Annotated in this window: 18 protein-coding genes; 11 read left to right on the top strand and 7 right to left on the bottom strand. The window is 71.4% G+C overall.

The window, feature by feature from the left end:
• Position 1 precedes the first annotated feature (1 nt).
• On the bottom strand, positions 2-1,618 hold the full coding sequence (locus tag M2163_RS20510; RefSeq protein ID WP_280894666.1) for a carboxyl transferase domain-containing protein: 1,617 nt from the start codon (positions 1,616-1,618) through the stop codon (positions 2-4).
• A gap of 97 nt (positions 1,619-1,715) precedes the next feature.
• Between M2163_RS20510 and M2163_RS20505 the strand changes: the two genes are divergently transcribed.
• From M2163_RS20505 to M2163_RS20495, 3 genes are all read left to right on the top strand, one after another.
• On the top strand, positions 1,716-2,309 hold the full coding sequence (locus M2163_RS20505; protein ID WP_280851350.1) for a TetR/AcrR family transcriptional regulator: 594 nt from the start codon (positions 1,716-1,718) through the stop codon (positions 2,307-2,309).
• Between the two features lie 120 nt (positions 2,310-2,429).
• Entirely contained in the window at positions 2,430-3,587 is a 1,158-nt protein-coding gene (locus tag M2163_RS20500; RefSeq protein WP_053848864.1) for an acyl-CoA dehydrogenase family protein, read from the top strand.
• Positions 3,588-3,621: 34 nt separating this feature from the next.
• Positions 3,622-4,494 (top strand): acyl-CoA thioesterase II, encoded by an 873-nt coding sequence (locus M2163_RS20495; RefSeq protein WP_280894665.1) that lies wholly within the window; start codon positions 3,622-3,624, stop codon positions 4,492-4,494.
• Between the two features lie 650 nt (positions 4,495-5,144).
• On the opposite strand, the gene M2163_RS20490 is transcribed toward M2163_RS20495, so the two are convergent.
• Together M2163_RS20490 and M2163_RS20485 are read right to left on the bottom strand one after the other, a co-directional pair.
• A complete protein-coding gene (locus M2163_RS20490) occupies positions 5,145-5,933 on the bottom strand; it encodes a phosphatase (RefSeq protein ID WP_280894664.1) in 789 nt (262 codons plus the stop codon).
• 70 nt (positions 5,934-6,003) lie between these two features.
• Positions 6,004-7,446: a PucR family transcriptional regulator gene (locus M2163_RS20485; protein ID WP_280894663.1), complete on the bottom strand. Its 1,443-nt coding sequence runs from the start codon at positions 7,444-7,446 to the stop codon at positions 6,004-6,006.
• Positions 7,447-7,567: 121 nt separating this feature from the next.
• Between M2163_RS20485 and M2163_RS20480 the strand changes: the two genes are divergently transcribed.
• Genes M2163_RS20480 through M2163_RS20470 form a run of 3 tightly spaced genes read left to right on the top strand, consistent with a single transcriptional unit; the run spans position 7,568 to position 11,695 of the window.
• Positions 7,568-9,013 carry a sodium:solute symporter gene (locus M2163_RS20480; protein ID WP_280851353.1) on the top strand — a complete coding sequence of 482 codons (1,446 nt, stop codon included), beginning with the start codon at positions 7,568-7,570 and terminating at the stop codon, positions 9,011-9,013.
• A gap of 34 nt (positions 9,014-9,047) precedes the next feature.
• The gene (speB, locus tag M2163_RS20475; RefSeq protein WP_280851354.1) at positions 9,048-10,016 is read left to right on the top strand and encodes an agmatinase; all 969 of its coding nucleotides are present in this window, start codon (positions 9,048-9,050) and stop codon (positions 10,014-10,016) included.
• Complete coding sequence (locus M2163_RS20470; protein ID WP_280894662.1) at positions 10,013-11,695, top strand: thiamine pyrophosphate-binding protein; 1,683 nt, start codon at positions 10,013-10,015, stop codon at positions 11,693-11,695. The genes speB and M2163_RS20470 overlap by 4 nt, the downstream gene beginning before the upstream one ends.
• Positions 11,696-11,703: 8 nt before the next feature.
• On the opposite strand, the gene M2163_RS20465 is transcribed toward M2163_RS20470, so the two are convergent.
• From M2163_RS20465 to M2163_RS20455, 3 genes are all read right to left on the bottom strand, one after another.
• Entirely contained in the window at positions 11,704-12,507 is an 804-nt protein-coding gene (locus M2163_RS20465) for an endonuclease (RefSeq protein WP_280894661.1), read from the bottom strand.
• A 205-nt stretch (positions 12,508-12,712) separates the two neighbouring features.
• Positions 12,713-14,212: an FG-GAP and VCBS repeat-containing protein gene (locus M2163_RS20460; protein ID WP_280894660.1), complete on the bottom strand. Its 1,500-nt coding sequence runs from the start codon at positions 14,210-14,212 to the stop codon at positions 12,713-12,715.
• A 195-nt stretch (positions 14,213-14,407) separates the two neighbouring features.
• Entirely contained in the window at positions 14,408-16,612 is a 2,205-nt protein-coding gene (locus M2163_RS20455) for a glycosyltransferase family 39 protein (RefSeq protein WP_280894659.1), read from the bottom strand.
• Positions 16,613-16,755: 143 nt separating this feature from the next.
• Between M2163_RS20455 and M2163_RS20450 the strand changes: the two genes are divergently transcribed.
• The 5 genes from M2163_RS20450 (at position 16,756) to M2163_RS20430 (ending at position 24,542) form a co-directional block, all read left to right on the top strand.
• A complete protein-coding gene (locus M2163_RS20450) occupies positions 16,756-17,598 on the top strand; it encodes a serine hydrolase (RefSeq protein WP_280894658.1) in 843 nt (280 codons plus the stop codon).
• 53 nt (positions 17,599-17,651) lie between these two features.
• Positions 17,652-18,677, top strand: a complete 1,026-nt coding sequence (locus M2163_RS20445; protein ID WP_280894657.1) for an esterase-like activity of phytase family protein — start codon at positions 17,652-17,654, stop codon at positions 18,675-18,677.
• A 94-nt stretch (positions 18,678-18,771) separates the two neighbouring features.
• Positions 18,772-22,476 carry an ABC transporter ATP-binding protein gene (locus M2163_RS20440; RefSeq protein ID WP_280894656.1) on the top strand — a complete coding sequence of 1,235 codons (3,705 nt, stop codon included), beginning with the start codon at positions 18,772-18,774 and terminating at the stop codon, positions 22,474-22,476.
• A gap of 126 nt (positions 22,477-22,602) precedes the next feature.
• Complete coding sequence (locus M2163_RS20435; RefSeq protein ID WP_280851361.1) at positions 22,603-22,992, top strand: hypothetical protein; 390 nt, start codon at positions 22,603-22,605, stop codon at positions 22,990-22,992.
• A 110-nt stretch (positions 22,993-23,102) separates the two neighbouring features.
• Entirely contained in the window at positions 23,103-24,542 is a 1,440-nt protein-coding gene (locus tag M2163_RS20430; protein WP_280851362.1) for a S28 family serine protease, read from the top strand.
• A 25-nt stretch (positions 24,543-24,567) separates the two neighbouring features.
• Here the strand turns inward: M2163_RS20430 and M2163_RS20425 are convergent, their stop codons facing one another.
• On the bottom strand, positions 24,568-25,206 hold the full coding sequence (locus tag M2163_RS20425; RefSeq protein ID WP_280894655.1) for a hypothetical protein: 639 nt from the start codon (positions 25,204-25,206) through the stop codon (positions 24,568-24,570).
• Between the last annotated feature and the right edge of the window lie 67 nt (positions 25,207-25,273).

Raw genomic sequence — 25,273 nt, 5'->3', positions numbered from 1 at the left:
CTCACATCCGGAAGACGCCGAACTGGGGATCGCCCAGCGGCGCGTTGGCGCATGCGGTCAGGGCCAAGCCGAGCACCTGCCGGGTGTCCAGCGGGTCGATGACCCCGTCGTCCCAGAGCCGGGCGGTGGCGTAGTAGGCGTTGCCCTGACGCTCGTACTGGGCGCGGATCGGGTCCTTGAAGGTCTCCTCGTCCTCGGCGGGCCAGGTCTCCCCGCGGGACTCCAGCTGGTCCCGCTTGACGGTCGCGAGGACGGAGGCGGCCTGCTCGCCGCCCATGACGGAGATCTTGGCGTTGGGCCACATCCACAGGAAGCGGGGGGAGTAGGCCCGGCCGCACATCGAGTAGTTCCCGGCGCCGTACGAACCGCCGACGACGACCGTCAGCTTGGGCACGCGCGTGCAGGCGACCGCGGTCACCATCTTGGCGCCGTGCTTGGCGATGCCGCCGGCCTCGTAGTCCTTGCCGACCATGAAGCCGGAGATGTTCTGGAGGAACAGCAGCGGGATGCCGCGCTGGTCGCACAGCTCGATGAAGTGGGCGCCCTTCTGGGCGGACTCGGAGAACAGGATGCCGTTGTTCGCGACGATCCCGACCGGATGGCCGTGGATCCGGGCGAAGCCGGTGACCAGGGTCTGCCCGAACTCGTCCTTGAACTCGGCGAAACGCGAGCCGTCGGTGATGCGCGCGATGATCTCGCGGACGTCGTAGGGGGTGCGGGAGTCCACCGGCACCGCGCCGTAGAGGCCGTAGGGGTCCACCTTCGGCTCCACCGCGGGCTCGACGGACCAGGGGAGCGGCCCGCGCGCGGGGAGCGTGGCGGCGATGTTCCGCACGATCCGCAGCGCGTGGGCGTCGTCCTCGGCGAGGTGGTCGGTGACGCCGGAGGTCCTGGAGTGCACCTCGCCGCCGCCGAGCTCCTCGGCGGTGACGACCTCGCCGGTGGCGGCCTTCACCAGCGGGGGGCCGCCGAGGAAGATCGTGCCCTGGTTGCGGACGATGACGGCCTCGTCGCTCATCGCGGGGACGTAGGCGCCCCCGGCCGTGCAGGATCCGAGGACGGCGGCGATCTGCGGGATCCCGGCCCCCGACATCCGGGCCTGGTTGTAGAAGATCCGCCCGAAGTGCTCGCGGTCCGGGAAGACCTCGTCCTGCATCGGCAGGAAGGCGCCGCCGGAGTCCACGAGGTAGATGCACGGCAGGCGGTTGTCGAGCGCGACCTCCTGTGCGCGCAGGTGCTTCTTCACCGTCATCGGGTAGTACGTGCCGCCCTTGACGGTGGCGTCATTGGCGACGACGACGCACTCGCGTCCGCTGACCCGCCCGATCCCGGCGATGACCCCGGCCGCCGGGGCCTGGCCGTCGTACAGCCCGTCGGCGGCGAGCGGGGCCAGCTCCAGGAAGGGCGAGCCGGGGTCGAGCAGGGTGTCGACCCGGTCCCTGGGCAACAGCTTGCCGCGCGCGGTGTGCCGCTCGCGCGCCCTCTCGCCGCCGCCCAGCCTGGCAGCGGCGAGCTTGTCCCGCAGCTCGTCCACGAGGGCCCGGTGGGCCTCCTCGTTGGCCTTCCAGGCCGCCGACGCGGGATCCGCCGCGCTCGTCAGCTCGGGTGCCTGATCCATGTCCCGCGGTCCCCTCACCCAGTGATCGCCTGTTAATGAGCGTTAACCATTTCCCTCAGGTTAACGACCGCTAACGTCCCTGTCTAGAATTGCCTGCATGGCCACCAGAACCGACGCCCCCACCCGCCGCGAGCAGATCCTCAAGGAGGCCGCGCGGCTGTTCGCCGAGCGCGGGTTCCACGGCGTGGGCGTGGACGAGATAGGCGCGGCGGTCGGGATCAGCGGGCCCGGGCTCTACCGCCACTTCGCGGGCAAGGACGCGATGCTGGCGGAGCTGCTGGTGGGCATCAGCGGCCAGCTCCTGACCGGCGGCAAGCGGCGGGTCGCCGAGTCGGGCGGCGGGGACGCCGAGGCGCTGCTGGACTCGCTGATCGAGGGCCACATCGACTTCGCGCTGGACGACCGCCCCCTGATCACCCTGCACGACCGGGAGCTGGACCGCCTGCGCGACAGCGACCGCAAGCTGGTCCGCCAGCTCCAGCGGCAGTACGTCGAGCTGTGGGTGGAGATCCTGCGCGAGGTCTACCCCGGCCTCGCCGAACCCGCGGCCCGCTCGGCCGTGCACTCCGTCTTCGGGCTCCTGAACTCCACCCCGCACCTGGGCCGCCCCGGCTCGCTGCCCGGCCGTACCGCCACCGCGGAGCTGCTGCACCGCATGGCGAGGGGGGCGTTCGCGGCCGCGGCGGCGTGAGCGGTGCTGCGGGCGGCGGCGTGACGAGCGTTACGGGATCACCTCTGGACGCCCCTCCCTACCCGCCGGTACCTTAATGTTCTGAGCAAGCGCTTAGACACGTACCTGGAGGTGGCGGCGGTGCGCCGTACTGTGTTCAACGAGGACCACGAGGCGTTCCGGGAGACCCTGCGCGCCTTCATCGAGGCCGAGGTCGTCCCGGTCTACGACGAGTGGTTCCAGGCCGGCCAGGCGCCGCGCGACTTCTACTACAAGCTCGCCGAGCTCGGCATCTTCGGCATCCGCGTGGACGAGGAGTACGGCGGCGCCGGCATCGACTCGTACAAGTTCGAGGCCGTCATGTACGAGGAGACCGCGCGCGCAGGCGTGCAGTTCGGCGGCTCCGGTGTGCACGTCCTGCTGGGCCTGCCGTACATCAAGATGCTCGCCACCGACGAGCAGAAGAAGCGCTTCCTGCCGAAGTTCGTCACCGGCGAGGAGATGTGGGCCCTCGCGATGACCGAGCCGGGCACCGGCTCCGACCTCGCGGGCATGAAGACCACCGCCAAGCTCTCCGAGGACGGCACGCACTACGTCCTCAACGGCTCCAAGACCTTCATCACCGGTGGCGTGCACGCCGACCGCGTGATCGTCTGCGCCCGTACCTCCGCGCCCACCGCCGAGGACCGCCGCCACGGCATCTCCCTGTTCGCCGTGGACACCAAGTCCGAGGGCTACTCCATCGGCCGCAAGCTGGACAAGCTCGGCCTGAAGACCTCCGACACCGCCGAGCTGGCGTTCGTCGACGTGAAGGTCCCCGTCGAGGACCTCCTCGGCGAGGAGAACAAGGGCTTCTACTACCTCGGCCACAACCTGGCCTCCGAGCGCTGGGGCATCGCCTTCGGCGCCTACGCCCAGGCCAAGGCCGCCGTCCGGTTCGCCAAGGAGTACGTGCAGGACCGCACGGTCTTCGGCAAGCCCGTCGCCTCCTTCCAGAACACCAAGTTCGAACTGGCCGCCTGCCAGGCCGAGGTGGACGCCGCCGAGGCGGTCGCCGACCGCGCCCTGGAGGCCCTGGACGCCGGTGAGCTGACCCCGGCCGAGGCCGCCTCCGCCAAGCTGTTCTGCACCGAGGTCGCGCACCGCGTCATCGACCGCTGCCTCCAGCTGCACGGCGGCTACGGCTTCATGAACGAGTACCCGATCGCCCGTCTGTACGCGGACAACCGGGTCAACCGCATCTACGGCGGCACCAGCGAGATCATGAAGACGATCATCGCGAAGGACATGGGCCTGTAGGCCGGACGAAACCGACGGCCGGTACAACAGCTCCATGAGCCAGGCACTCCAGGACCTCCTCGATCTGCTCGACCTCGAGCAGATCGAGGAGGACATCTTCCGCGGTCACTCCCGCCCCGCCGTCGTCCCCCGCGTCTTCGGCGGGCAGGTCGCGGCGCAGGCGCTGGTCGCCGCCGGGCGGACGGTCCCCGAGGACCGGCTCGCCCACTCCCTGCACGCGTACTTCCTGCGTCCCGGCGACCCGGGCGCGCCGATCGTCTACACGGTCGACCGCATGAACGACGGCCGGTCCTTCACCGCGCGCCGCGTGCTGGCGGTCCAGCACGGCCAGCCGATCTTCGCCCTCTCCGCGTCCTTCCAGCGGCACGAGGACGGGTTCGACCACCAGGCCGCCATGCCGGCCGCCCCCGACCCGGCGACGCTGCCCACCTCCGCGGACCGGCTGCGCGGCTACGACCACCTCGATCCGACGGTCGTGGAGCGCTTCCTGGAGGCCCGCGAGGCGATCGACCTGCGGTACGTGGAGGAACCGCCGTTCGGGCAGTTCGGGGAGCCGCGCGAACCGCACTCGCAGGTCTGGTTCCGCACCAACGGCAAGCTGGCCGACGATCCCTTGCTGCACGTCGTGCTCGCCACGTACGTCTCCGACATGACGCTCCTCGACTCGATCCTCCTCGCGCACGGCCGCGGCGGCTGGGCGGTCGGTGACGTGGTCGGCGCCTCCCTGGACCACGCGATGTGGTTCCACCGCCCCTTCCGCGCCGACGAATGGCTCCTGTACGACCAGGAGTCCCCGTCGGCCTCCGGCGGCCGTGGCCTGGGCCAGGCCCGCATCTACACCCAGGACGGCCGCCTGGCCATCTCGGTGATCCAGGAGGGCGTGGTCCGGGCCCCCCGGCAGCGCTGACGGCCCGCGCCTCGCCGTGCCGGGGGCTCCCGGCCGACGCGCACGGGACACCCACCGCCGCCCGTCGCGTCCGCGCGGCCCCGGACCGATGTCGAGCAGCCAGGCGATCGCCGACTGCCCGCTGCCGTGTACCTCATGGGGCGTCACGCCTCGCGCACCGGTCTCATCCCCACTGCGGCGCCGCGACCGCCCCGCCCCGCGTCGAGCCGTCGTGACCCCGTCCCGCTGCCGTGCACCATCCGTGCCGTGCCTCGCGCACCGGGGCCGAGCTGTCACGGTCTGGCCACCTTCGGCCGCACCCGCCCGGATCAGCACCGTCTGGCGACCGCCCCGCGCCGCGTCGAGCCGCCGTGAACCCGTCCCGCTGCCGCGCTGCCCGTCGCCGTGCGCCTTCCCGTACCGTGCCTCGCGCACCGGGGCCGAGCCGTCACGGTCTGGCCACCCTCCGGCGCACCCGCCCGGATCAGCACCGCCCCCTCGACCGCGGCTTGCCGTGCAGGCTGCCCACCCGTACCCGCACCCGTACCCACACCCGCACCTGTCGGTCGGTACCGCTCACGGGCGGGCCGATCCGTGCCGGCCGGTCACGCCATCGGCCGCACCGGTCAACACCGCCCCTCGGCCGGTTGCTCCGGCTCGCCGCACAAGCCCTACCTCAAGCCCGCCTCGTTCAGCAGGTACGCCGTCATCGGGTCGTAGTAGCGCGGGCTCACCACGTGGTCGTCGAGGGGGACCGTCACCTGTACCGTGCCCTCCGCCTCGCCCACGAAGAGCGCCGGGTCGTTGGAGTCGGCGTACCCGACGGAGTCCACGCCGTGCTGAGCGGCGTACCCCGCCCAGCCGTGGTCGGCGACGACCAGGTCGGGCAGGGGGCGGCCCTCGCGCTCCAGGGCCGTGAGGATGGCCTTCATGGGGTCGCCGGAGTGGGTGTGCCAGAGGGTGGCGCCGTGCTCCAGGACCGCCACGTCCGCGAACTGCATGACGTACCCCTCGTCCGTCTGCAGCCCGTCCGGGATGACGACGATCTCGCAGCCCGCGGCGCGCAGCGCCGCGGCCGTGGCGTGGTGCACGTCGAGGAGTCCGCCGGGGTGCCCGGTCGCGAACAGCACGCGCTGCTGCCCGTCCGCCGCCTTGCGCAGCCGCGCCGCCATCCGCTCCAGGGCGCTCACGGTCAGCTCGGGGTCGATGGTGTCCTGGCCGTACCGGTACTCCGGGTCGTCGTTGACGCCCACCCGCTCCGCCATCACCGCGAGCACGTCCTGCTCGTCGCTCCAGCGGTCCCCGAGCTCCAGACCGAGCCAGTAGTGACGGTTGCCGTTCGCCAGCTGGCGGTAGTGGGAGAGGTTGTTCTCGCGCGGGGTGGCCACCTCGCCCGCGATACGGGTCTTCACGAGGTGGTCGACGAGCTCGGCGCGGCTGGGTGTCCCGGGTATCGGCATGCCTCCCATTCTGATGCACGTCTTCACGGGATCGCCGCGCATCCCGCACGCTGGGACGCGGGTCACCCGATCATGACCGGCGCAGCGCGAACCACAGCTCCATCCGCACGTCCGGGTCGTCCAGGTCCAGTTCCAGCAGGGCCCCGCACTTCGCGACCCGCTGCCGCACGGTGTTGCGGTGCACGTCCAGCGCGACCGCCGTACGGTCCCAACTGCCGTGCAGGGACAGCCAGGTGCGCAGGGTCTCGGCCAGGGCGGGGGACAGCGGAGCCAGCAGCGCCCGGGCGTGGGCCGCCGCGTCCTCCTCCGGCACCAGGTCGGCGAGGGCGGGACGGGCCCCGTACCGGACCAGCCCGGTGCGGGTGGCGCGGGCACGGGCCAGCGCCCGGCCCGCCTGGGCGTCGGCGACGGCCCACTCCGCCGGCCCGGACACGGCGCTGATCCCGAGCGTCCACCCGGGCTGCGGAACCGGTTCCCGCTCGGCGGGCAGCAGGACCCGTACGACGTCCCGCGCCACGTCGACCAGGGGCGACCCGAGCGCCGTACCCAGCGCGGAGGCGGCGACGGGGTCGGGGGCGGCGGGGCCGTCGGGCCGCGCGTGCACGACCAGCCACCGGTCCCCGCCGAGCAGCGGAGCCACGTCCTCGGCCGCGGCCCCGAGCAGCATCCGCACCAGGGCCGACGACCGTGCCGCCCCCGACCCGCTCTGATGCTCACCGGTGAGCAGCGACAGCAGCACGGCGGCGACGGAGGCGATCGTGTGGTCACCGGGCGCGCGGTGCGGTGCGACGACCCCGAGCACGAAGCCGTGCCCGGCACCGAGGGCGTAGGCCGCCAGGTGGAGGCCGGCGGCGGTCTCGGCGGCCGTGGTGGAGGAGCGTTCGGTGACGAGCGTGATCAGCCGGGCCAGTTCCCCGTCCCCCTGCCGTCTCCCCGCCGCCGCGACCTCCGCCCCGTCCGGCCCGTACAGCACCGCCCACCCGCCGACCCGCTGCGCCAGCTGCCGCAGCACCGACGGCACCGGGTCGGGGCGGGAGGCGGCCGCGGCCAGGCTCTGCTGGGCCTCGGTCACCCGGCGCAGCTCCGCGTGGCGGGCCTGGGCCATGAGCTGCCAGACCGCGCGGGCCACGCCGGAGAACGTGGTCCGCGGCGGGACCTCCAGAAGCGGGAGCCCGTAGGTGTCGCAGGCCGCGACCAGTGCGCGCGGGACCGTGTCGTGCACCGGCGCCAGTCCGAAGCCGAGCGCCGCCCCGCCCGCCGCGACGACCCTCGCCACGTAGTCGTCGAAGTAGGTGCCGGAGCCCGCCGCCTCCGGGATGTGCACCCCGGCCGTCAGCAGCAGCTCACCGCCCAGCAGATACGGGTACGGGTCCGCCATCTCGGACGTGTGGGCCCAGTGGATCACCGTCGCGGGGTCCGCGGGCCCCGCGATCTGCCGCAGGCCCAGGTCCTCGCGGGCCAGCAGCGCGGCCAGCGGGACCGGAGGGGTGGGTGGGACAGCCGGGTCCGGCATGGTGGACGTTCCCTCCATCCAGTACCGCTCGAATGGATGAAACGTACACTTCGCAGTCGCTTTCCGGCCACCTAGTGTCGACGCAGACCGGCAGGGCGCCCAACGGCAGAAGGAGGCCCACATGGCCGTCGACTACACAGTCATCGTCGTCTACCTGGCCGGCATGCTCGCCATGGGCTGGTGGGGCATGCGCCGTGCCAGGTCCAAGAGCGAGTTCCTGGTCGCCGGACGGCGGCTCGGGCCCGCCATGTACTCCGGCACCATGGCCGCGATCGTCCTCGGCGGCGCGTCCACCATCGGCGGCGTCGGCCTCGGCTACCAGTACGGCCTGTCCGGCGCCTGGATGGTCTTCACCATCGGCCTCGGCCTGCTGGCCTTGTCCGTCTTCTTCTCCGCCCGCATCGCCCGCCTCAAGGTCTACACCGTCTCCGAGATGCTGGACCTGCGGTACGGCGGCCGGGCCGGGGTCATCTCCGGCGTGGTCATGTGGGCGTACACCCTCATGCTCGCGGTGACCTCGACCATCGCCTACGCCACGATCTTCGACGTCCTCTTCGACATGAACCGGACCGTCGCGATCGTCCTCGGCGGCTCGATCGTCGTCGCCTACTCCACGCTGGGCGGCATGTGGTCCATCACGCTCACGGACATGGTGCAGTTCGTCGTGAAGACCATCGGCGTACTGCTCCTGCTCCTGCCCATCGCGGTCGTCAAGGCGGGCGGCTTCGGCGAGATGAGGGCGAAGCTGCCCACCGGGTACTTCGACCCGCTGGGCATCGGCGGCGAGACGATCTTCACCTACGTGCTGATCTACACCTTCGGCATGCTCATCGGTCAGGACATCTGGCAGCGCGTCTTCACCGCCCGCAGCGACAGGACGGCCCGGTGGGGCGGCACGGTCGCCGGCACCTACTGCCTCGCCTACGCCCTCGCCGGCGCCGTCATCGGCACCGCCGCCAAGGTCCTCTACCCGAACCTCGCCAACGCCGACGACGCCTTCGCGACCATCGTCAAGGACGAACTCCCCGTCGGTGTGCGGGGCCTGGTGCTGGCCGCCGCGCTCGCCGCCGTGATGTCGACCTCCTCCGGCGCGCTGATCGCCTGCGCGACCGTCGCGAACAACGACATCTGGTCGCGGCTGCGGGGGCGGACGGCCGCGGGGGACCACGACGAGGTACGGGGCAACCGCGCCTTCATCCTCGTCATGGGCGTGGCCGTGATCTGCACGGCCATCGCCCTCAACAACGTCGTCGAGGCCCTCACCGTCGCCTACAACCTCCTCGTCGGCGGCCTCCTCGTCCCCATCCTCGGCGGCCTGCTGTGGAGGCGCGGCACCGCCCAGGGCGCGCTGGCCTCCGTGGCCGTCGGCGGCCTCGCCGTCATCGGCCTGATGGCCGGCTACGGCATCCTCGCCAACGAGCCCGTGTACTACGGCCTGCTGGCCTCCCTGGTCGTCTACGTCGCCGTATCCCTGGCGACCCCGGCGACCGACACCGCGGTCCTCGCGGCCTGGCGGGAACGACTCGCCGGGCGCGAGGTCCCCGAGCCGGTTCCGGCACCCCGGTAGACCGAACGCAGAGACACAAGGAAGGCACACGACCATGAGCTCCCCCGAGACCCCCCGCGGCCCCGTCGACTCCTCCCGCATCCCGCGCTACGCCGGACCCGCGACCTTCGCCCGGCTGCCGCGCCTCGACGAGGTCGGCCGGGCCGACGTCGCCGTGGTCGGGGTGCCGTTCGACTCGGGTGTCTCGTACCGGCCGGGCGCCCGCTTCGGCGGCAACGCGATCCGCGAGGCCTCGCGGCTGCTGCGGCCCTACAACCCGGCGCAGGACGCGTCCCCCTTCGCGCTGGCGCAGGTCGCGGACGGCGGGGACATCGCGGTGAACCCGTTCAACATCAACGAGGCCGTCGAGACGGTCGAGGCGGCCGCGGACGACCTCCTCGGCACCGGCGCCCGTCTGATGACCCTGGGCGGCGACCACACCATCGCGCTCCCGCTGCTCAGGTCCGTCGCGAAGAAGCACGGCCCGGTCGCCCTGCTGCACTTCGACGCCCACCTCGACACCTGGGACACCTACTTCGGTGCCGAGTACACGCACGGCACGCCGTTCCGGCGGGCGGTGGAAGAGGGCATCCTCGACACCTCGGCGCTGTCGCACGTGGGCACGCGGGGCCCCCTCTACGGCAAGCAGGACCTCACCGACGACGAGAAGCTGGGCTTCGGCATCGTGACGTCCGCGGACGTGTACCGCAGGGGTGCCGACGAGGTGGCCGACCAGCTGCGCCAGCGCATCGGCGACCGTCCGCTCTACATCTCCATCGACATCGACTGCCTCGACCCGGCCCACGCGCCCGGCACCGGCACCCCCGAGGCGGGCGGCATGACCTCCCGCGAGCTGCTGGAGATCCTGCGCGGTCTGGCATCGTGCAACCTGGTGTCGGCGGACGTCGTCGAGGTGGCCCCCGCGTACGACCACGCGGAGATCACGTCGGTGGCGGCCTCCCACACCGCCTACGAACTGACCACGATCATGTCCCGCCAGATTGCAGAGGCCCGCGCGCAGTGACTCACGACCACGACCTGGTCCTCCGCCCGACGGAGGCGCAGACTTCCGCTGCTCTCAACCCTCCTCCCGGCCGCAACGGCGGAGACCTGGTCGTGGAGACGCTGGCCGCGCTCGGCGCGACCACCGTGTTCGGCCTGCCCGGTCAGCACGCGCTGGGGATGTTCGACGCACTACGGCGCTCCGACCTGCGCTACATCGGCCTGCGGGTGGAGAACAACGCGGGCTTCGCGGCCGACGCGTACGGCAGGATCACCGGGGAGGCGGCCCCCCTGCTGCTGTCGACGGGCCCGGGGGCGCTGACATCCCTGGCCGCTCTCCAGGAGGCCGCGGCCGCGTCCGCTCCCGTCCTGGCGATCAGCAGTCAGATCCCGACGGCCGGCCTCGGCGGCGGCCGCCACGGCTATCTGCACGAACTCCCGGACCAGGCGGCCTCCTTCAGGGGCGTGGTCAAGTCGGTCCACACCGTCCGCACCCAGTCCCAGATCCCCTCCGCGATCGAGGCGGCCTGGAAGTCGGCCCTGACCGCCCCGCACGGGCCGGTATGGGTGGAGATCCCGCAGGACGTGCTGCTCGCCGAGACCGTGATCCCGGTGGTGACGGGCGGCGACGCCTTCCCCGAGGAACTGCCCCCGCGCCCCGAACTCACCGCGCTGGCCGCCGACCTGCTGTCCCGGGCCGCCCGCCCGGCGATCATCGCGGGCGGGGGAGTCGTACGTTCTGACGCCTCGGGCAAGCTGAGGCAGCTGGCGGAGACGCTGCGGGCCCCGGTGGTCACGACCCCCGGCGGCAAGGGCGCCTTCCCCTGGACGCACCCCCTGTCCCTCCAGTCCTGGATCGAGGACCGCCACACCACGGACTTCCTGGAGGACGCGGACGTCCTCCTGGTGGTGGGTTCGGGGCTGGGGGAGTTGTCGTCCAACTACCACACGTTCAAGCCCCGGGGCCGGGTCATCCAGATCGAGGCGGACCTCGGCAAGCTGGAGTCCAACCATCCCGCGCTCGGCATCCACGCGGACGCGCGACTGGCCCTGCAGGCGCTGCTGGAGACGGTGACGCCGAGGGAGGACGCCGAGGCTCCCGAACGGGTCCGTACCGTCCTCGCGAAGGTGAGCGGCCGTATCGCCGCCCAGGAACTGACCCTGGAACAGGACGTGTTGGCGTCGGTCCGCAGGGCGCTGCCCGCCGACTCCCCGTCCTTCTGGGACATGACGATCCTCGCCTACTGGGCCTGGTCGGCGTTCGACGCCAAGGCTCCCAATCTGCTCCACTCCGCCCAGGGCGCCGGCGGTCTGGGCTACGGCTTCCCGGCGGCGCTGGGAGCGGCGGTGGCCGACCCTTCGCGACCGGTGCTGGCGGTGTCGGGTGACGGAGGGGCGCTGTACTCGATCGCCGAGCTGGCCACGGCCCGCCAGTACGACCTGAACGTCACCTGGCTGATCGTGGACGACGGCGGCTACGGCATCCTGCGCGAGTACATGACGGACGCCTTCGGCCAGGCCACGGCGACGGAACTGTCCCGCCCCGACTACGTGGCACTGGCCGAGTCCTTCGGCGTCCCCGGGGTCCGTACGACCCCGGAGACACTCGCGGACGACCTCGCGAAGGCCCTCGGCTCACCGGGGCCGTCGGTGGTCGTACTCCCGGCGGTGCTGCGGATGTTCGCGCCGACGCACCTGTAGCCGGGTTCCTACCAGATCGCCTCGACCCACTCCGGGTGGTCGATGAACGGGTTGCGGTTGTGCTGGTAGGTGTCGTAGATGACCTGGTTGCGGCGCTCCTCGAAGGCGCTGGGCGGGTCCGCCTCGTTCCAGGCCTTGAGGACGGAGAGCTTGCCCATGTAGGGGTTGGAGCCGTTGCCGACCTTCTCGTTGGGCTCCAGGTCGGCGAAGCCGTCGTCGCCCTCGTAGCGCACGGCCATGTAGAGGATCATGCGGGCCACGTCGCCCCGGTCCGCGGCGCGCGGGGCGAAGGAGTCGGAGTCGACGGTGGAGCCGCCGCCGTTGGTGACCGAGCTGCCGCCGTTGTCGAAGTCCAGGTTGCCGCGGGTGCTGTTGACCTGGACGTCACAGGCGCGCAGGTGGTGCAGGTCGGTGCCCGGACCGGTGACCTCGCCGAAGTCGCCGTGGGACTTGGCCCAGGTGTGCTCGCGGTTCCAGTCGCCGACGTCACCGCCGTTGAGGGACTTGCTGCGGGAGACACCGCTGTACAGCAGGAGCACGTTGCTCGTGTTGTTCGGGTCCTGGTCGGTGACCTTGAGCGCTTCCCAGACAGCGGAGTACGAGATCTTCGACTGGCTGCTGATGATCGTGTGCAGGGACGACTTGAGGCTCGTCCCCGTCTTGCCGACCGCGTTCTTGTAGTACGTCGAGTCGTACGCGGTCGTCGTGGCTGCGGCCGGGGTCGTGGTCACGACCGGGGCGGCGAGCCCGACCAGCACGGCGGCAGTGGTGAGCGCCACCGACTTCCAGCTGCGGATGCGTGTCGCCGGCATAAAGGGGATCCCATCTACGCGGGTTGAATGGAGGCGGCAGATGGGAGCGTGACATGGACATGCGGCCGTGTAAATGGATGGCACGTGTCCATTCGGTGACCTGAAACGGCAAATCGCCCCTTGTCTACGCGAGTTGACACGCGAAAACGGACCCCGACCGTGTGGTCGGGGTCCGTTCACGGGATTCTGGGCGGTGTGGACCGGGCTAGTTGGCGAAGAGGGCGCCGAACTGCGCGGCGCCCGACGTGGAGACGCCCACCGAGGTCACGGTCAGGGCTCGGGAACCGCTCGTGCCGATCTTCGTGCCGGTGGAGGGCAGGTAGGTCACCGCTCCGTCGCCGCCGTCCTCGTACGACCCGATGACCAGGTCGGCCTTGCCGTCGCCGTTGACGTCGTCGAGCTTGACGTCGGCACCGAACAGGTCGTTCTTCTCGTCGGTGCCGGGCACGCCCGTCGTGCTCTGCGCGAACGACTGCACGCCGGTGGAGGTGTTGAGGCCGCTCGCGGAACCGTAAATGACGCTGACCATGCCGGTGTCGGCGACACTGCCGAGGTTCTCCGCCGGGGCGGAGACGACGAGGTCCTGGTAGCCGTCGCCGTTGATGTCACCCAGGTCCAGGTCCCAGCCGAAGCTGTCGCCCTTCTCCGAACTGCCGGGTATGTTCCCGGTGTTCTGGGTGATGCCGGTGGTCGAGGCGGGGCCCGAGGCCGAGCCGTAGGTGATGCTGGCCTTGCCGCCCGTCGCGGCGTCCGGGATGCTCTGGCCGTCGCTGGTGGTGGCATCCCAGTCGGCGCCGGTGACGATGTCGCCGTAGCCGTCGCCGTTGATGTCCCCGATGCCGGTGACGATGCCCGGCTTGAGGGTCTTGACGCCCGCGACACTCAGCCCGTTGGCGGTGCCGGGCACCCAGTAGTTGGTGTTCCAGCCGTTCTCGGTCTGCGTCTCGAAGCCGTCGACCACCAGGTCGGTGCGGCCGTCGCCGTTCACGTCGCCGGCGGTGAGCTGCTCCGGGCCGTACGGGAAATCGGCTGAACCGGGCGCGATCGGGGGCTTGATGGTGTAGCGGCCGCCCGGCTGCCCGGTGGAGCTGCTGAAGCCCCCCTTGTAGACGTAGAGGGTCGCCGACGAGTTGCCGACGGCCAGGTCGGCCTTGCCGTCACCGTCGAAGTCGCCCGCGGCCAGGGACAGGCCCCAGTTGTCGTGCGAGGACACGGCAGGGTCGGGTACGTTGCTGGCCTTGCCGGTGAGGCCGCTCGCCGAGCCCCAGAGGATCGCGAGGGCGCCGCCGTCGGTGTCGGTGCCGACCTTCTCGTAGGGCGAGGCCACGGCGAGGTCGTCGTAGCCGTCGCGGTTGAAGTCGGCGTAGGCGGTCGCGCCGCCGAACAGGTCGCCGGCTTCGGCGGTGCCGGGCACGGTGCCGGAGTTCTGGCTGATGACCGTGCGCTTGGCCGAGGTCACGCCGGTGCCGGCGCTGCCGTACAGGGCGACGACCTGGCCGGCGTTGGCGTGACCGCTGACGGAGGCGCCCGCGGCGGTGGCCAGGACGTCGCCGATGCCGTCGCCGTTGAAGTCGGCCTTCGCCACCTTGAACGAGTCGGCGGCGGTGGCGGAAGTGACCGAGACCGTGAGCAGACCGCCCGTCAGCGCGGCAGCGGCGGCCGTCGCGAGGGCGAGTCTCAGGTGCCGGTGGTGCATCTGGTGCATGCGGGATTCTCCTGCGGCATGCGGGGATGCCTGGAGGGCATCCGCGTCGATGGGGTGCGGACCGTCCGTGTTCGCCGGGTGTTGTCCTCGGTGACACGTGTGGTCGGCGATCAAGAGACCTTCGACGGGGCCCAAGGGTTGTACGTGTGCCGGTGCTTCTTCGGCACCGGCACACGGACAGCCGGCCGGCGATCGTCAGCCGACGTCCGAGGGGTCCAGGCGGTAGATCGTCGAGGTGCTGTTCGACTGGTCGCTCTTCGAGGAGGAACCGCTCGTGCCGTAGTCGCTCGCCTTCACCGCCGTGCCGTTCTTCTGCACCCAGCTGGTGATCTCCTGGTTCAGGCCGCTGTTGCCGCCCATGCCGCCGCCGCCGAGCTGGACGTAGTGCAGTTCGCCGTTCTTCACGAGCTCCTTGAGCCTGGTGAGGGTCATCGCCCGGTCGGTGCCGGTGAAGCCCCACATCGAGATGACGGGCTTGTGCGTGCTGAGGATCAGCTGGCCGGCGCTCTGCGAATTGGACACGGCGAGCAGCCACTTGGCACCGTCCTGGTGCTTCTCCAGGTACGAGACCAGCGCGCTGTCGACGCTGCCGCCCATGCCACCCGCACCGCCGCCTCCGCCGGTGCCGCCACTCGTGCCGCCGCCGGGAGCCGTGCCGCCGCCCGGCAACTGCCCGTTCGTGCCGCCGGGTGCGCCGCCGCCCTGGGGAAGCTCACCGTTGGCGCCGCCGGGCTGCATCTGGCCGTCCTCGGCGCCCTCGGGGACCTCCCCGCCCGCCTGGCCGCCGCTCTGCTGGGTGCCGCCCGGCATCCGGTCGCCGTCGAACCCGCCTCGGCCGCCCCGGCCCCCGGGACCGCCCATGCCGCCCCCGGCCGACGGGCCTGCCGTCGGGTTGGTGCCGCCCATGCCGCCCATGCCGCCGCTGGTGGCGGAGAAGGCCGGCGAGGCCGCGTAGGCCGTCGGACCCGCCAGCGCCGCCACCATCGCCGCGGCGAGCGAGACCCCGAGCAGCCGGAGCCTCGTCCCCGAACGCGCCGTACGGAAGACGGCCAGCCCCACGACCGAAAGGACTGTCAGGACCCCGACAGTCGGCCACAGCCAGGTGTTCCAGCCGGTCGCCCGGCGCAGCAGCACGATCGCCCACAGGCCGGTGAGAGCGAGGCCGGCCGGCAGGACCCAGGACCAGCGGGCGTCGGTGCCGCGGAAGGCACGCCACAGCATGACGCCGCCCGCGCCGGTCAGCGCCGCGATGCCGGGGGCGAGCGCGGTCGTGTAGTACGGGTGCATGGTGCCCTCGGCCATCGCGAAGGTCAGGTAGTGCAGCACCAGCCAGCCGCCCCACAGCACCAGTGCGGCCCGGGTCAGGTCGGTGCGCGGGGCCCGCCCGCACAGCAGCAGACCGGCGACGAGCGCGAGGAAGGCGAAGGGGATCAGCCAGGAGATCTGGCCGCCGAGGACCTCGTTGAACATCCGGCCGATGCCCGCGGTGCCGGCGAAGGTGCCGCCCCCGCCACCGCCCCCGCCGCCGTTGCCCTCGCCGCCCAGGACCCGGCCCAGACCGTTGTAGCCCATGATCAGGTTCCAGGCGGAGCCGTCCGTCGAACCGCCGATGTAGGGACGGTCCTCGGCCGGGACGAGCGAGACCGCCGTGGCCCACCAGAAGCTGGAGACCGCCAACGCCACCGCCGCGAGGCCCAGGTTGACGGCCTTCTTCCGCCAGCCGAGCTTCGAGGCGTACACGTACACCGCGAAGACGGCCGGCAGGGCGATGTACCCCTGGAGCATCTTGGTGTTGAAGGCGAGGCCGAAGCAGACCGCCGAGCCGATCAGCGGCAGCAGACGGTCGGTGCGCACCGCGCGCAGGGCTAGGGCCGCGCCCCCCACCATGAGCAGCACCAGGATCGTGTCGGGGTTGTTGTCCCGGTTGATCGCGACGGTGATCGGGGTGAGCGCGAGGACGAGCGCGGCGATCGCGGCCGCCGCGTGTCCGAACACCCGCTTCACGGAGGTGTGCAGGATCCAGATGGTGCCGAGGGCGGCAGCGATCTCGGGCGCCATCATCTGCCAGGTGCCGAAACCGAGGACCCGGCAGGACAGCCCCATGATCATCAGTGCGAAGGGCGGCTTGTCGACGGTGAGGAAGTTCCCCGCGTCGAGCGAGCCGAAGAACCATGCCTTCCAGCTCTGCGTACCGCTGTAGACCGCGGCGCTGTAGAAGCTGTTGAGGCTGTTTCCGCTCAGGTTCCAGCCGTACAGGACGCCGGCCAGGGCCAGGATCGCCGGCAGTACGGGCAGCGACCAGCGGGGAGCCCGGTCCGGGGGTGCCGCGGGCGGGGCCGACGGCGGCCGGTCGGCGGACACCGTCTCGGCGTGGGGGTGGGGATCGGTGGCAGATGTCACCCGGGCATCGTGCGGAGGGGGTTTGGGTGAGGGCTGTGGTGCACCTGGCGCTTTCCTGTGAAATCGCACAGGGCGGGGTAACACATCGCACAACTATTCCCCATGCGTACAACCATTCACCCGGTGCCGAGAGTCAACTGGGCATGACACGGGGGATATTCAGGCACACGAAATGGATCGCGGCCGGTGCGCTGGCCGCCTGCGTCGCCGCCGCGACTCCGGCTGCCGCGGCGGCCGCACCGACCGTCAGCTGCACGTCCGCCAGGGCGGGCCTCGCCGACAAACTCAAGCGGGACATCACGTCCGCCGTCTCCGGCCGCTCGGGCACGATCGCCGTCGGCCTCTACGACCGTACGACCAGGACCACCTGCACCCTGCGCCCCTCCACCGCCTACGACTCGGCGAGCGTGGTCAAGGTGACCGTCCTCGCCACGCTGCTGTGGGACGCCAAGAAGCACAACCGGTATCTGACCGACCGTGAGGTCACGCTCACCAAGGCCATGATCACCAAGTCGGACAACGACGCGACCAGCAAGCTGTGGCGGCAGCTGGGGCTGACCAAGATCAAGGGCTTCCTCTCCGCGGCCGGCATGACCCAGACCAAGCCGGGAGCCAACGGCTACTGGGGCCTGACCCAGATCACCGTCACGGACGAGCAGAAACTGCTCAAGCTGATCACCGCGAAGAACACGGTCCTCAGCGACAACTCGCGGGCCTACATCCTGAAGTTGATGGGGCAGGTCATCTCCTCGCAGCGCTGGGGCACACCGTACGGCCGCCCGTCCGGGGTCTCCTGGCACGTCAAGAACGGCTGGTTGCAGCGGTCCACCCACGGCTGGCGGGTGCACAGCGTCGGCACCTTCACGGGCGGCGGCCACGACTACATGATCACGGTGCTCACCCACGGCAACAGCACCATGAACTACGGCATCACCACGATCCAGGGCGTCGCCAAGGCCATCCACAAAGACCTCGCGGCGAGCTGAGCCGACGCCTGCCGGACTCCCGCGCGTCACCGGCCCGTCCTACGGTGACGCGCATGCAGCTGAGAACCGTACTCGCGACCACCACCGCGGCCCTGGCGGCGGCGACCTGCCTGACGGCGGGGCCCGCCGTCGCCTCGGCCCCGGTGAGCCACGCCTGCTCCCCGTCCGTCTCCCTCGACCGCTTTTCCGACGCGCTCGACAAGACGACGTACGACGGCACCTTCGTCGGCAACCTCTCCGCGCTCGCGGTGGACCGGGACGGCTCCCTCGCCGCCCTCTCCGACCGCTCCGCCCTCTTCGGCCTGGACGCGAGGACCCTCGCGCCGAGGAAGGCCGTCCCGCTCGCCGACGAGAACGGTGCCGCGCTGGACTCCGAGGGGCTGGTGATCGACCGGGACGGCACCCGGCTGATCACCTCCGAGACCGAACCGTCGATCCGCCGCTACAGCACCGACGGCAGGATCCTCGACCGGCTCCCCGTCCCGGCCTCCCTCCAGGTCGCCCCGGCCGGCCGCGCCACCTCCAACCAGACCTTCGAGGGCCTGACCCTCCTGCACGGCGGCCGCACCCTGCTCGCCTCCCTGGAGTACGCGCTCTCCGGCGACACGGCCGGGACCGTCCGCTTCCAGACCTGGACGCGGCACGGAAAGACCTGGGAGCCCGCCGCGCAGTACGCCTACCGCACCGACGCCGCCTTCCTCGGCGTCCCCGAGGTCCAGGCCCTCCCCGACGGCCGCCTCCTCGTCCTGGAGCGCGGCTTCACCTCGGGCGTCGGCAACACGGTCCGCCTCTATCTGGCCGACCCCCGCCACGCCACGGACACCAGCGGCGTGGAGACCCTCACGGGCCAGGCGGACGTACGCCTGATCGGAAAGACCCTGCTCACGGACATCGCGAGCTGCCCGACCCTGGGCGCGACGGCCCGGCAGCCCCAGCCGAACCCGCTCCTCGACAACATCGAGGGCATGGTGGTCAGGGGCCGGGACCAGGGCGGCCGTCTGAAGGTCCTGCTGGTCAGCGACGACAACCAGAACGCGGTGCAGACGACCCGCTTCTACCACCTGAGGGTCCGGGTCTGAACCCGGGAACTGTTGCGGAGGGATGAAATCCGCTTCCGTCCGCGTTGGTGCCTTCCGGTAGATCAGGTCGACGAACGAACCGGAGGGCACCCGCGTGACACCGCAACGGGGATGGGCACGACGACTGGCCGGATACGCCTGGCGGTATCCGAAGGACGTCGTGCTCGCCCTCGGCTCCTCCCTCGGCGGCATGGCCGTCATGGCGGTCGTCCCCCTGATCACCAAGGTGATCATCGACGACGTCATCGGCGACCACACCCGGGACATGGCCCCCTGGGCCGGCGCACTGATCGCCGCCGCCGTCCTCGTCTACGTCCTCACCTACGTCCGCCGCTACTACGGCGGCCGCCTCGCCCTGGACGTCCAGCACGACCTGCGCACGGAGATGTTCGGCACGATCACCCGCCTCGACGGCCGCCGCCAGGACGAACTGTCCACGGGCCAGGTCGTCGGCCGGGCCACCAGCGACCTCCAGCTGATCCAGGGCCTGCTCTTCATGCTGCCGATGACGATCGGCAACTTCGCCCTGTTCGTGATCTCCCTGGTCGTGATGGCCTGGCTGTCGATCCCGCTCACCCTGGTCGCCCTCGCGGTCGCCCCGGCCCTGTGGTGGATCGCCAGGCGCTCCCGCTCCAAGCTGCACCCCGCCACCTGGTACGCCCAGGCCCAGGCCGCCGCCGTCGCCGGCGTGGTCGACGGAGCCGTCAGCGGCGTCCGCGTGGTGAAGGGCTTCGGGCAGGAGGACCAGGAGACCGGGAAGCTCCGGGAGGTCGGCCGGCGCCTGTACGCGGGCCGGCTGCGCACGATCCGCTTCAACGCGAAGTACACCCCGGCCCTCCAGGCCGTCCCCGCCCTCGGCCAGGTCGCGATGCTGGCGCTCGGCGGCTGGCTCGCCGTCCGCGGCCACATCACGCTGGGCACCTTCGTCGCCTTCTCCACCTACCTCGCCCAGCTCGTCGGCCCGGTCCGCATGCTCGCGATGGTCCTCACGGTCGGCCAGCAGGCCCGCGCGGGCACCGAGCGCGTCCTGGAGCTGATCGACACCGAGCCGTACCTGAAGGACGGCACCAAGGAGCTCCCCGCGGACGCGCCCGCGACGGTGGAGTTCGACGACGTCTCCTTCGGCTACGAGGACGGCCGGAAGGTCCTGGACGGCCTCTCCGTCGAGATCCGCCCCGGTGAGACCCTCGCGGTCGTCGGATCCTCCGGCTCGGGCAAGTCCACGGTCTCCCTCCTGCTGCCGCGCTTCTACGACGTCACCCACGGCGCGGTCCTCATCGGCGGCCACGACGTCCGCGAGCTCACCCTGGACTCCCTGCGGGCCGCGATCGGCCTGGTCCCCGAGGACTCCTTCCTCTTCTCGGACACGGTCCGGGCCAACATCGCCTACGGCCGTCCCGACGCGACCCAGGAGGAGATCGAGAAGGCCGCCCGCGCCGCCCAGGCGGACCGTTTCATCGCCGAGCTCCCCGAGGGCTACGACACCAAGGTCGGCGAGCACGGCCTGACCCTCTCCGGCGGCCAGCGCCAGCGCGTCGCGCTCGCCCGCGCGATCCTCACCGACCCGCGGCTGCTCGTCCTGGACGACGCGACCTCCGCCGTGGACGCGCAGGTCGAACACGAGATCCACGAGGCCCTCAAGCACGTCATGGAGGGCCGCACCACCCTCCTGATCGCCCACCGCCGCTCCACCCTGAACCTCGCCGACCGCATCGCCGTCCTGGAGCACGGCCGCCTCGCCGACGTGGGCACCCACGAGGAGCTGGAGAAGCGCTCCGCCCTCTACCGCCGTCTGCTCACCGACCCCGACGGCCTCGGCGGTGTCTCCCCGGGCCACGCCCGGCCGGTCGCCGTGCAGGAGGACACCTCCGTACGCGACGAGCTGGACGCCGAGTTCGACGCCGAGCGCGGGGTGACGCCCCGGCTGTGGACCGGCGACCGCGAGCGCAAGGATCCGGCCCTCGCCGGCACCCCCGCCACCCCCGAACTGCTCGCCCAGGTCGACGCGTTGCCCCCGGCGACGGACGTCCCCGACATCGACGAGGCACGCGCGGTCACGTCGGAGGAGTCGTACGGCCTGCGACGGCTGCTGCGGGGCTTCGGTCGTCCGCTGCTGATCAGCCTGGGCCTGGTCGCGCTGGACGCCGGGACGGGCCTGCTCCTGCCCGTGATGATCCGGCACGGCATCGACGACGGTGTCTCACGCATGGCCATGGCCGCGGTCTGGACGGCGACGCTGTTCGCCCTGCTCTCGGTGCTCGTCCAGTGGGCCGCGCAGATCGGCGAGACCCGCATGACCGGGCGCACCGGCGAACGGGTCCTCTACTCCCTCCGCCTGAAGATCTTCGCCCAGCTCCAGCGGCTCGGACTCGACTACTACGAGCGGGAGTTGACGGGCCGGATCATGACGAGGATGACGACGGACGTGGACGCGCTGTCGACCTTCCTCCAGACGGGCCTGGTCACCGCGTTCGTCTCGGTCGTCACCTTCTTCGGGATCATGGTCGCCCTGCTGGTGATCGACGTACAGCTCGCGCTGGTCGTGTTCGCGACGCTGCCGCCGCTGATCGTCGCCACGTACTTCTTCCGCAAGGCGAGCGTGAAGGCGTACGAACTCGCCCGGGAACGCGTCTCGGTGGTCAACGCCGACCTCCAGGAGTCGGTGTCCGGGCTCAGGATCGTGCAGGCGTTCCGGCGCGAGGGCGACGGCGGCCGGCGGTTCTCGGAGCGCAGCGACAGCTACCGCCAGGCCCGTATCCGGGGACAGTGGCTGATCTCGATCTACTTCCCCTTCGTGCAGCTGCTGTCCTCCGTCGCCGCGGCCGCCGTGCTGATCGCGGGCGCGGGGCGGGTGGACGCGGCGACCCTGACGACCGGCGCCCTGGTCGCCTACCTCCTCTACATCGACCTGTTCTTCGCCCCCGTCCAGCAGCTCTCCCAGGTCTTCGACGGCTACCAGCAGGCGACCGTGTCCCTGGGCCGCATCCAGGAACTGCTCCAGGAGCCGACGTCCACGAAGGCGGCCGAGGAGCCCCTTGAGGTCCTCTCCCTGCGTGGCGAAGTGGCCTTCGAGGGCGTGCACTTCGCGTACGGGGACGACGAAGAGGCGCTGGGCGGCATCGACTTGCGGATCCCCGCCGGACAGACGGTCGCGTTCGTCGGCGAGACGGGCGCGGGCAAGTCCACCCTGGTCAAGCTGGTGGCCCGGTTCTACGACCCGACGGGCGGCCGGGTCACGGTCGACGGCACCGACCTGCGCTCCCTCGACCTCACCTCCTACCGCCACCGCCTCGGCGTGGTGCCGCAGGAGGCGTACCTCTTCCAGGGCACGATCCGGGACGCCATCGCCTACGGCCGCCCGGACGCCACCGACGCCGAGGTGGAGGCGGCGGCCCGCGCGGTCGGCGCCCACGAGATGATCGCCACGCTGGAGGGCGGCTACCTCCACGAGGTCGCCGAGCGCGGCCGCAACCTCTCGGCGGGCCAGCGCCAGCTGATCGCCCTGGCCCGCGCCGAACTGGTCGACCCGGACATCCTGCTCCTCGACGAGGCCACGGCAGCCCTGGACCTGGCCACCGAGGCCCAGGTCAACCAGGCCACCGACCGCCTCGCCGGCCGCCGCACCACCCTCGTCGTGGCCCACCGCCTCACCACAGCGGCCCGAGCCGACCGGGTCGTGGTCATGGACCACGGCCGCGTGGTCGAGGACGGCCCCCACGACGAACTCCTCGCCCGCAACGGCCGTTACGCCGACCTGTGGCGCACGTTCGTGGGCGAGGACGAGCGGGCGGCGGCGTGAGCACATCCGGCTGTCGGGGTGGCGCGTAGGCGCGGTGGTCGGGGTGTCTCGTTGACGGTCGTGCAACCGTCCGACATACGTTGTGCGTCCGTACACCTGTACGCCCGAGCTGCGGGAGGGACGGCTGTGAAGAGTGGAGCGATACGGCGGCTGGCGCAAGGGCTGGCCGTGACGGCGGTGGCCGGCATGCTCGCGGTCGCCGCGCCGGGGCACGCGCATGCCGCGGCCACGTCGTGCGAGGGACGCAAGGTCAGGTCGTTCCCGTTCTCCACCGGCACCGTGGAGGTCTACAAGCGGCGCGGTTACGTGTGCGCGATCACGCTGCCCAAGCGTCCGGGGGTCCGCCAGTACATGAAGGTGTACCTGCGCGCGTACGGGTTGCTGCCGGTCGAGGACGCCGACAAGTACAAGTACCGCGCCGGACCCGTCACCGTGCACGCCGGGCAGCGGAAGGTGTGGGTGAAGGGCCAGGTCGGCCGGGGCAAGTACGACTCGGACGGCTGGATCCGGCTCTGAGGCACGGATTTCTCACAGGGTTTTCCCCATCGAGGCGCCATCTCCCCTGGTGCGGACCGCACTTGCGCCGCTAGCGTCCGGCGCACATCTGTACTCACAGGGGAGGGTGCATGCGCAAGGCGCTCAGATGGCTCCTCACGCTGGTCGTGCTCATAGGCACGGTCGGCACGGCAGGCGCGGCCACCGCCGCCGAGCCGGAGGCCCAAGGCACCGGTGCCACCACCGACATCAAGGATCAGCTCCTCGCCGTCCCGGGGATGAGCCTGATCGAGGAGAAGCCGTACACCGGTTACCGCTTCTTCGTGCTCAACTACACCCAGCCGGTCGACCACCGGCACCCGTCCAAGGGCACGTTCCAGCAGCGCATCACCGTGCTGCACAAGGACGTGAGCCGGCCGACGGTCTTCTTCACCGGCGGCTACAACGTCTCCACCACGCCTCGCCGCAGTGAGCCGACCCAGATCGTGGACGGCAACCAGGTCTCCATGGAGTACCGCTTCTTCAAGCCGTCGAGGCCCGACCCGGCCGACTGGAGCAAGCTGGACATCTGGCAGGCCGCCAGCGACCAGCACCGCATCTTCAAGGCGCTGAAGAAGATCTACGCGAAGAACTGGATCTCCACCGGCGGCTCCAAGGGCGGCATGACCGCCACCTACTACGAGCGCTTCTACCCGCGCGACATGGACGGCGTCGTCGCCTACGTCGCCCCCAACGACGTGGTGAACAACGAGGACTCCGCCTACGACCGCTTCTTCGCGAGCGTCGGCACCAAGGAGTGCCGCGACCGGCTGAACGCGGTGCAGCGCGAGGCCCTGGTGCGGCGCGAGCCGCTGGAGAAGAAGTACGCCGACTACGCGGCGGCGGAGGGCCTCACCTTCACCACCATCGGCAGCCTGGACAAGGCGTACGAGGCCGTCGTACTCGACTACGTCTGGGGCTTCTGGCAGTACAACCTGCTGGCCAACTGCGGTGACGACGAGCTGATCCCGCCGGACGCGAAGACCGCGACCGACGACCAGATCTGGAACTCCGTCGACACGATCTCCGGCTTCGCCGCCTACGCCGACCAGGGCCTGGACACGTACACGCCGTACTACTACCAGGCCGCCACCCAGCTCGGCGCGCCGACGATCGAGTTCCCGCACATCGAGAAGAAGTACATCCGCTACGGCTACCAGCCGCCGCGCAACTTCGTCCCGCGCAGCATCCCGACGAAGTTCCAGCCGTACGCCATGCGGGACGTGGACACCTGGGTGCGCCACAACGCCCACCACATGCTGTACGTCTACGGCCAGAACGACCCGTGGGGCGCGGAGCGGTTCCGCGTCGACAAGGGGGCGAAGGACGCCTACGTGTTCACCGCGCCCGGCATGAACCACGGGGCGAACGTCGCCGGTCTGGTCGCCGACCAGAAGGCGTTCGCCACGGCCAGGATCCTCTCCTGGGCGGGCGTGTCCGCCACGGCCGTGACCGAGGCCAAGCCGCTCGCGAAGTTCGACCGGAAGCTGGACGTACGGGACGTGGAGCGCGAGCCCGCCCTGCGTCCGTAGTCCGCTCGCCGCGCCCGGCCGGGGATCACAACGGCCGGGCGCAGCCCACCGGTTGAGGGCCGCCGAGCTGGACGTACAGGGCGGTCGACAGCGGGCACCGGCTGCGCGCGTCGACCGCCTTCACCACCTTGTACTGCGGCCGCCTGCCGCCCGTTCCGTCGCAGGCGGTCTCCCTGACCTGCCCGCTGCCCGAGCCGTACACGCAGTCGCCGACGATGGTCCGCGGCCCGCCCCCGCCGCCGGGATCGCCCGGGTGCGGCGGTTGCAGGTTGCGCATGCAGGCGTACCCCTGGGGCACAGCCCCGTCGCCGTCCTCGTCGGAGATCCGGCTCTGCTCACTGATGTGCAGCACGAAGTCGGTGGTCCCCGGGCACGGCGGCCCGTCGGTCGTGGTGCCGTCGTGCCGGGCCACCACCCGCGCCGCCGCCCGCTCACTGGTGCAGGGCACCTCGGTGAAGCTGGCCTTGCCGAAGGAACTGCACTCGTCGACCCCGAGGAACACCGCGCCGAATCCGGAGGCGCGGGGGGCGGACGGCGACACGGAGGCCGTCGCCGCCGGTGCCTCGTCCTGTCCGCCGGCGGCCGGCTGGGTGCACCCCGTCAGCAGGGCGGCGAGCAGCGCCGGCAGTACGCACACCACCCCCGTGAAGCTCTTCCCGCGCATCGCCATCCCCCCGGACCGTCCCCGCCGTCCAGCGTGACCGTCGCGACGGGGCCACGCCAGACGTGTG

This window comes from Streptomyces sp. SAI-135 (assembly GCF_029893805.1).
In the GTDB taxonomy this organism is placed as follows: Bacteria; Actinomycetota; Actinomycetes; order Streptomycetales; family Streptomycetaceae; genus Streptomyces.
Note: the sequence above shows the minus strand (reverse complement) of the source record. Positions and strands in the feature narration are given on the sequence as shown.

Excerpts from the sequence above, each read along its gene's own strand:
- M2163_RS20510 (WP_280894666.1), bottom strand. The coding sequence starts at position 1,618 with ATGGATCAGGCACCCGAGCTGACGAGCGCGGCGGATCCCGCGTCGGCG.
- M2163_RS20505 (WP_280851350.1), top strand. The coding sequence starts at position 1,716 with ATGGCCACCAGAACCGACGCCCCCACCCGCCGCGAGCAGATCCTCAAG.
- M2163_RS20495 (WP_280894665.1), top strand. The coding sequence starts at position 3,622 with ATGAGCCAGGCACTCCAGGACCTCCTCGATCTGCTCGACCTCGAGCAG.
- M2163_RS20490 (WP_280894664.1), bottom strand. The coding sequence starts at position 5,933 with ATGCCGATACCCGGGACACCCAGCCGCGCCGAGCTCGTCGACCACCTC.
- M2163_RS20485 (WP_280894663.1), bottom strand. The coding sequence starts at position 7,446 with ATGCCGGACCCGGCTGTCCCACCCACCCCTCCGGTCCCGCTGGCCGCG.
- M2163_RS20480 (WP_280851353.1), top strand. The coding sequence starts at position 7,568 with ATGGCCGTCGACTACACAGTCATCGTCGTCTACCTGGCCGGCATGCTC.
- speB (WP_280851354.1), top strand. The coding sequence starts at position 9,048 with ATGAGCTCCCCCGAGACCCCCCGCGGCCCCGTCGACTCCTCCCGCATC.
- M2163_RS20465 (WP_280894661.1), bottom strand. The coding sequence starts at position 12,507 with ATGCCGGCGACACGCATCCGCAGCTGGAAGTCGGTGGCGCTCACCACT.
- M2163_RS20460 (WP_280894660.1), bottom strand. The coding sequence starts at position 14,212 with ATGCACCAGATGCACCACCGGCACCTGAGACTCGCCCTCGCGACGGCC.
- M2163_RS20450 (WP_280894658.1), top strand. The coding sequence starts at position 16,756 with ATGACACGGGGGATATTCAGGCACACGAAATGGATCGCGGCCGGTGCG.
- M2163_RS20445 (WP_280894657.1), top strand. The coding sequence starts at position 17,652 with ATGCAGCTGAGAACCGTACTCGCGACCACCACCGCGGCCCTGGCGGCG.
- M2163_RS20430 (WP_280851362.1), top strand. The coding sequence starts at position 23,103 with ATGCGCAAGGCGCTCAGATGGCTCCTCACGCTGGTCGTGCTCATAGGC.
- M2163_RS20425 (WP_280894655.1), bottom strand. The coding sequence starts at position 25,206 with ATGCGCGGGAAGAGCTTCACGGGGGTGGTGTGCGTACTGCCGGCGCTG.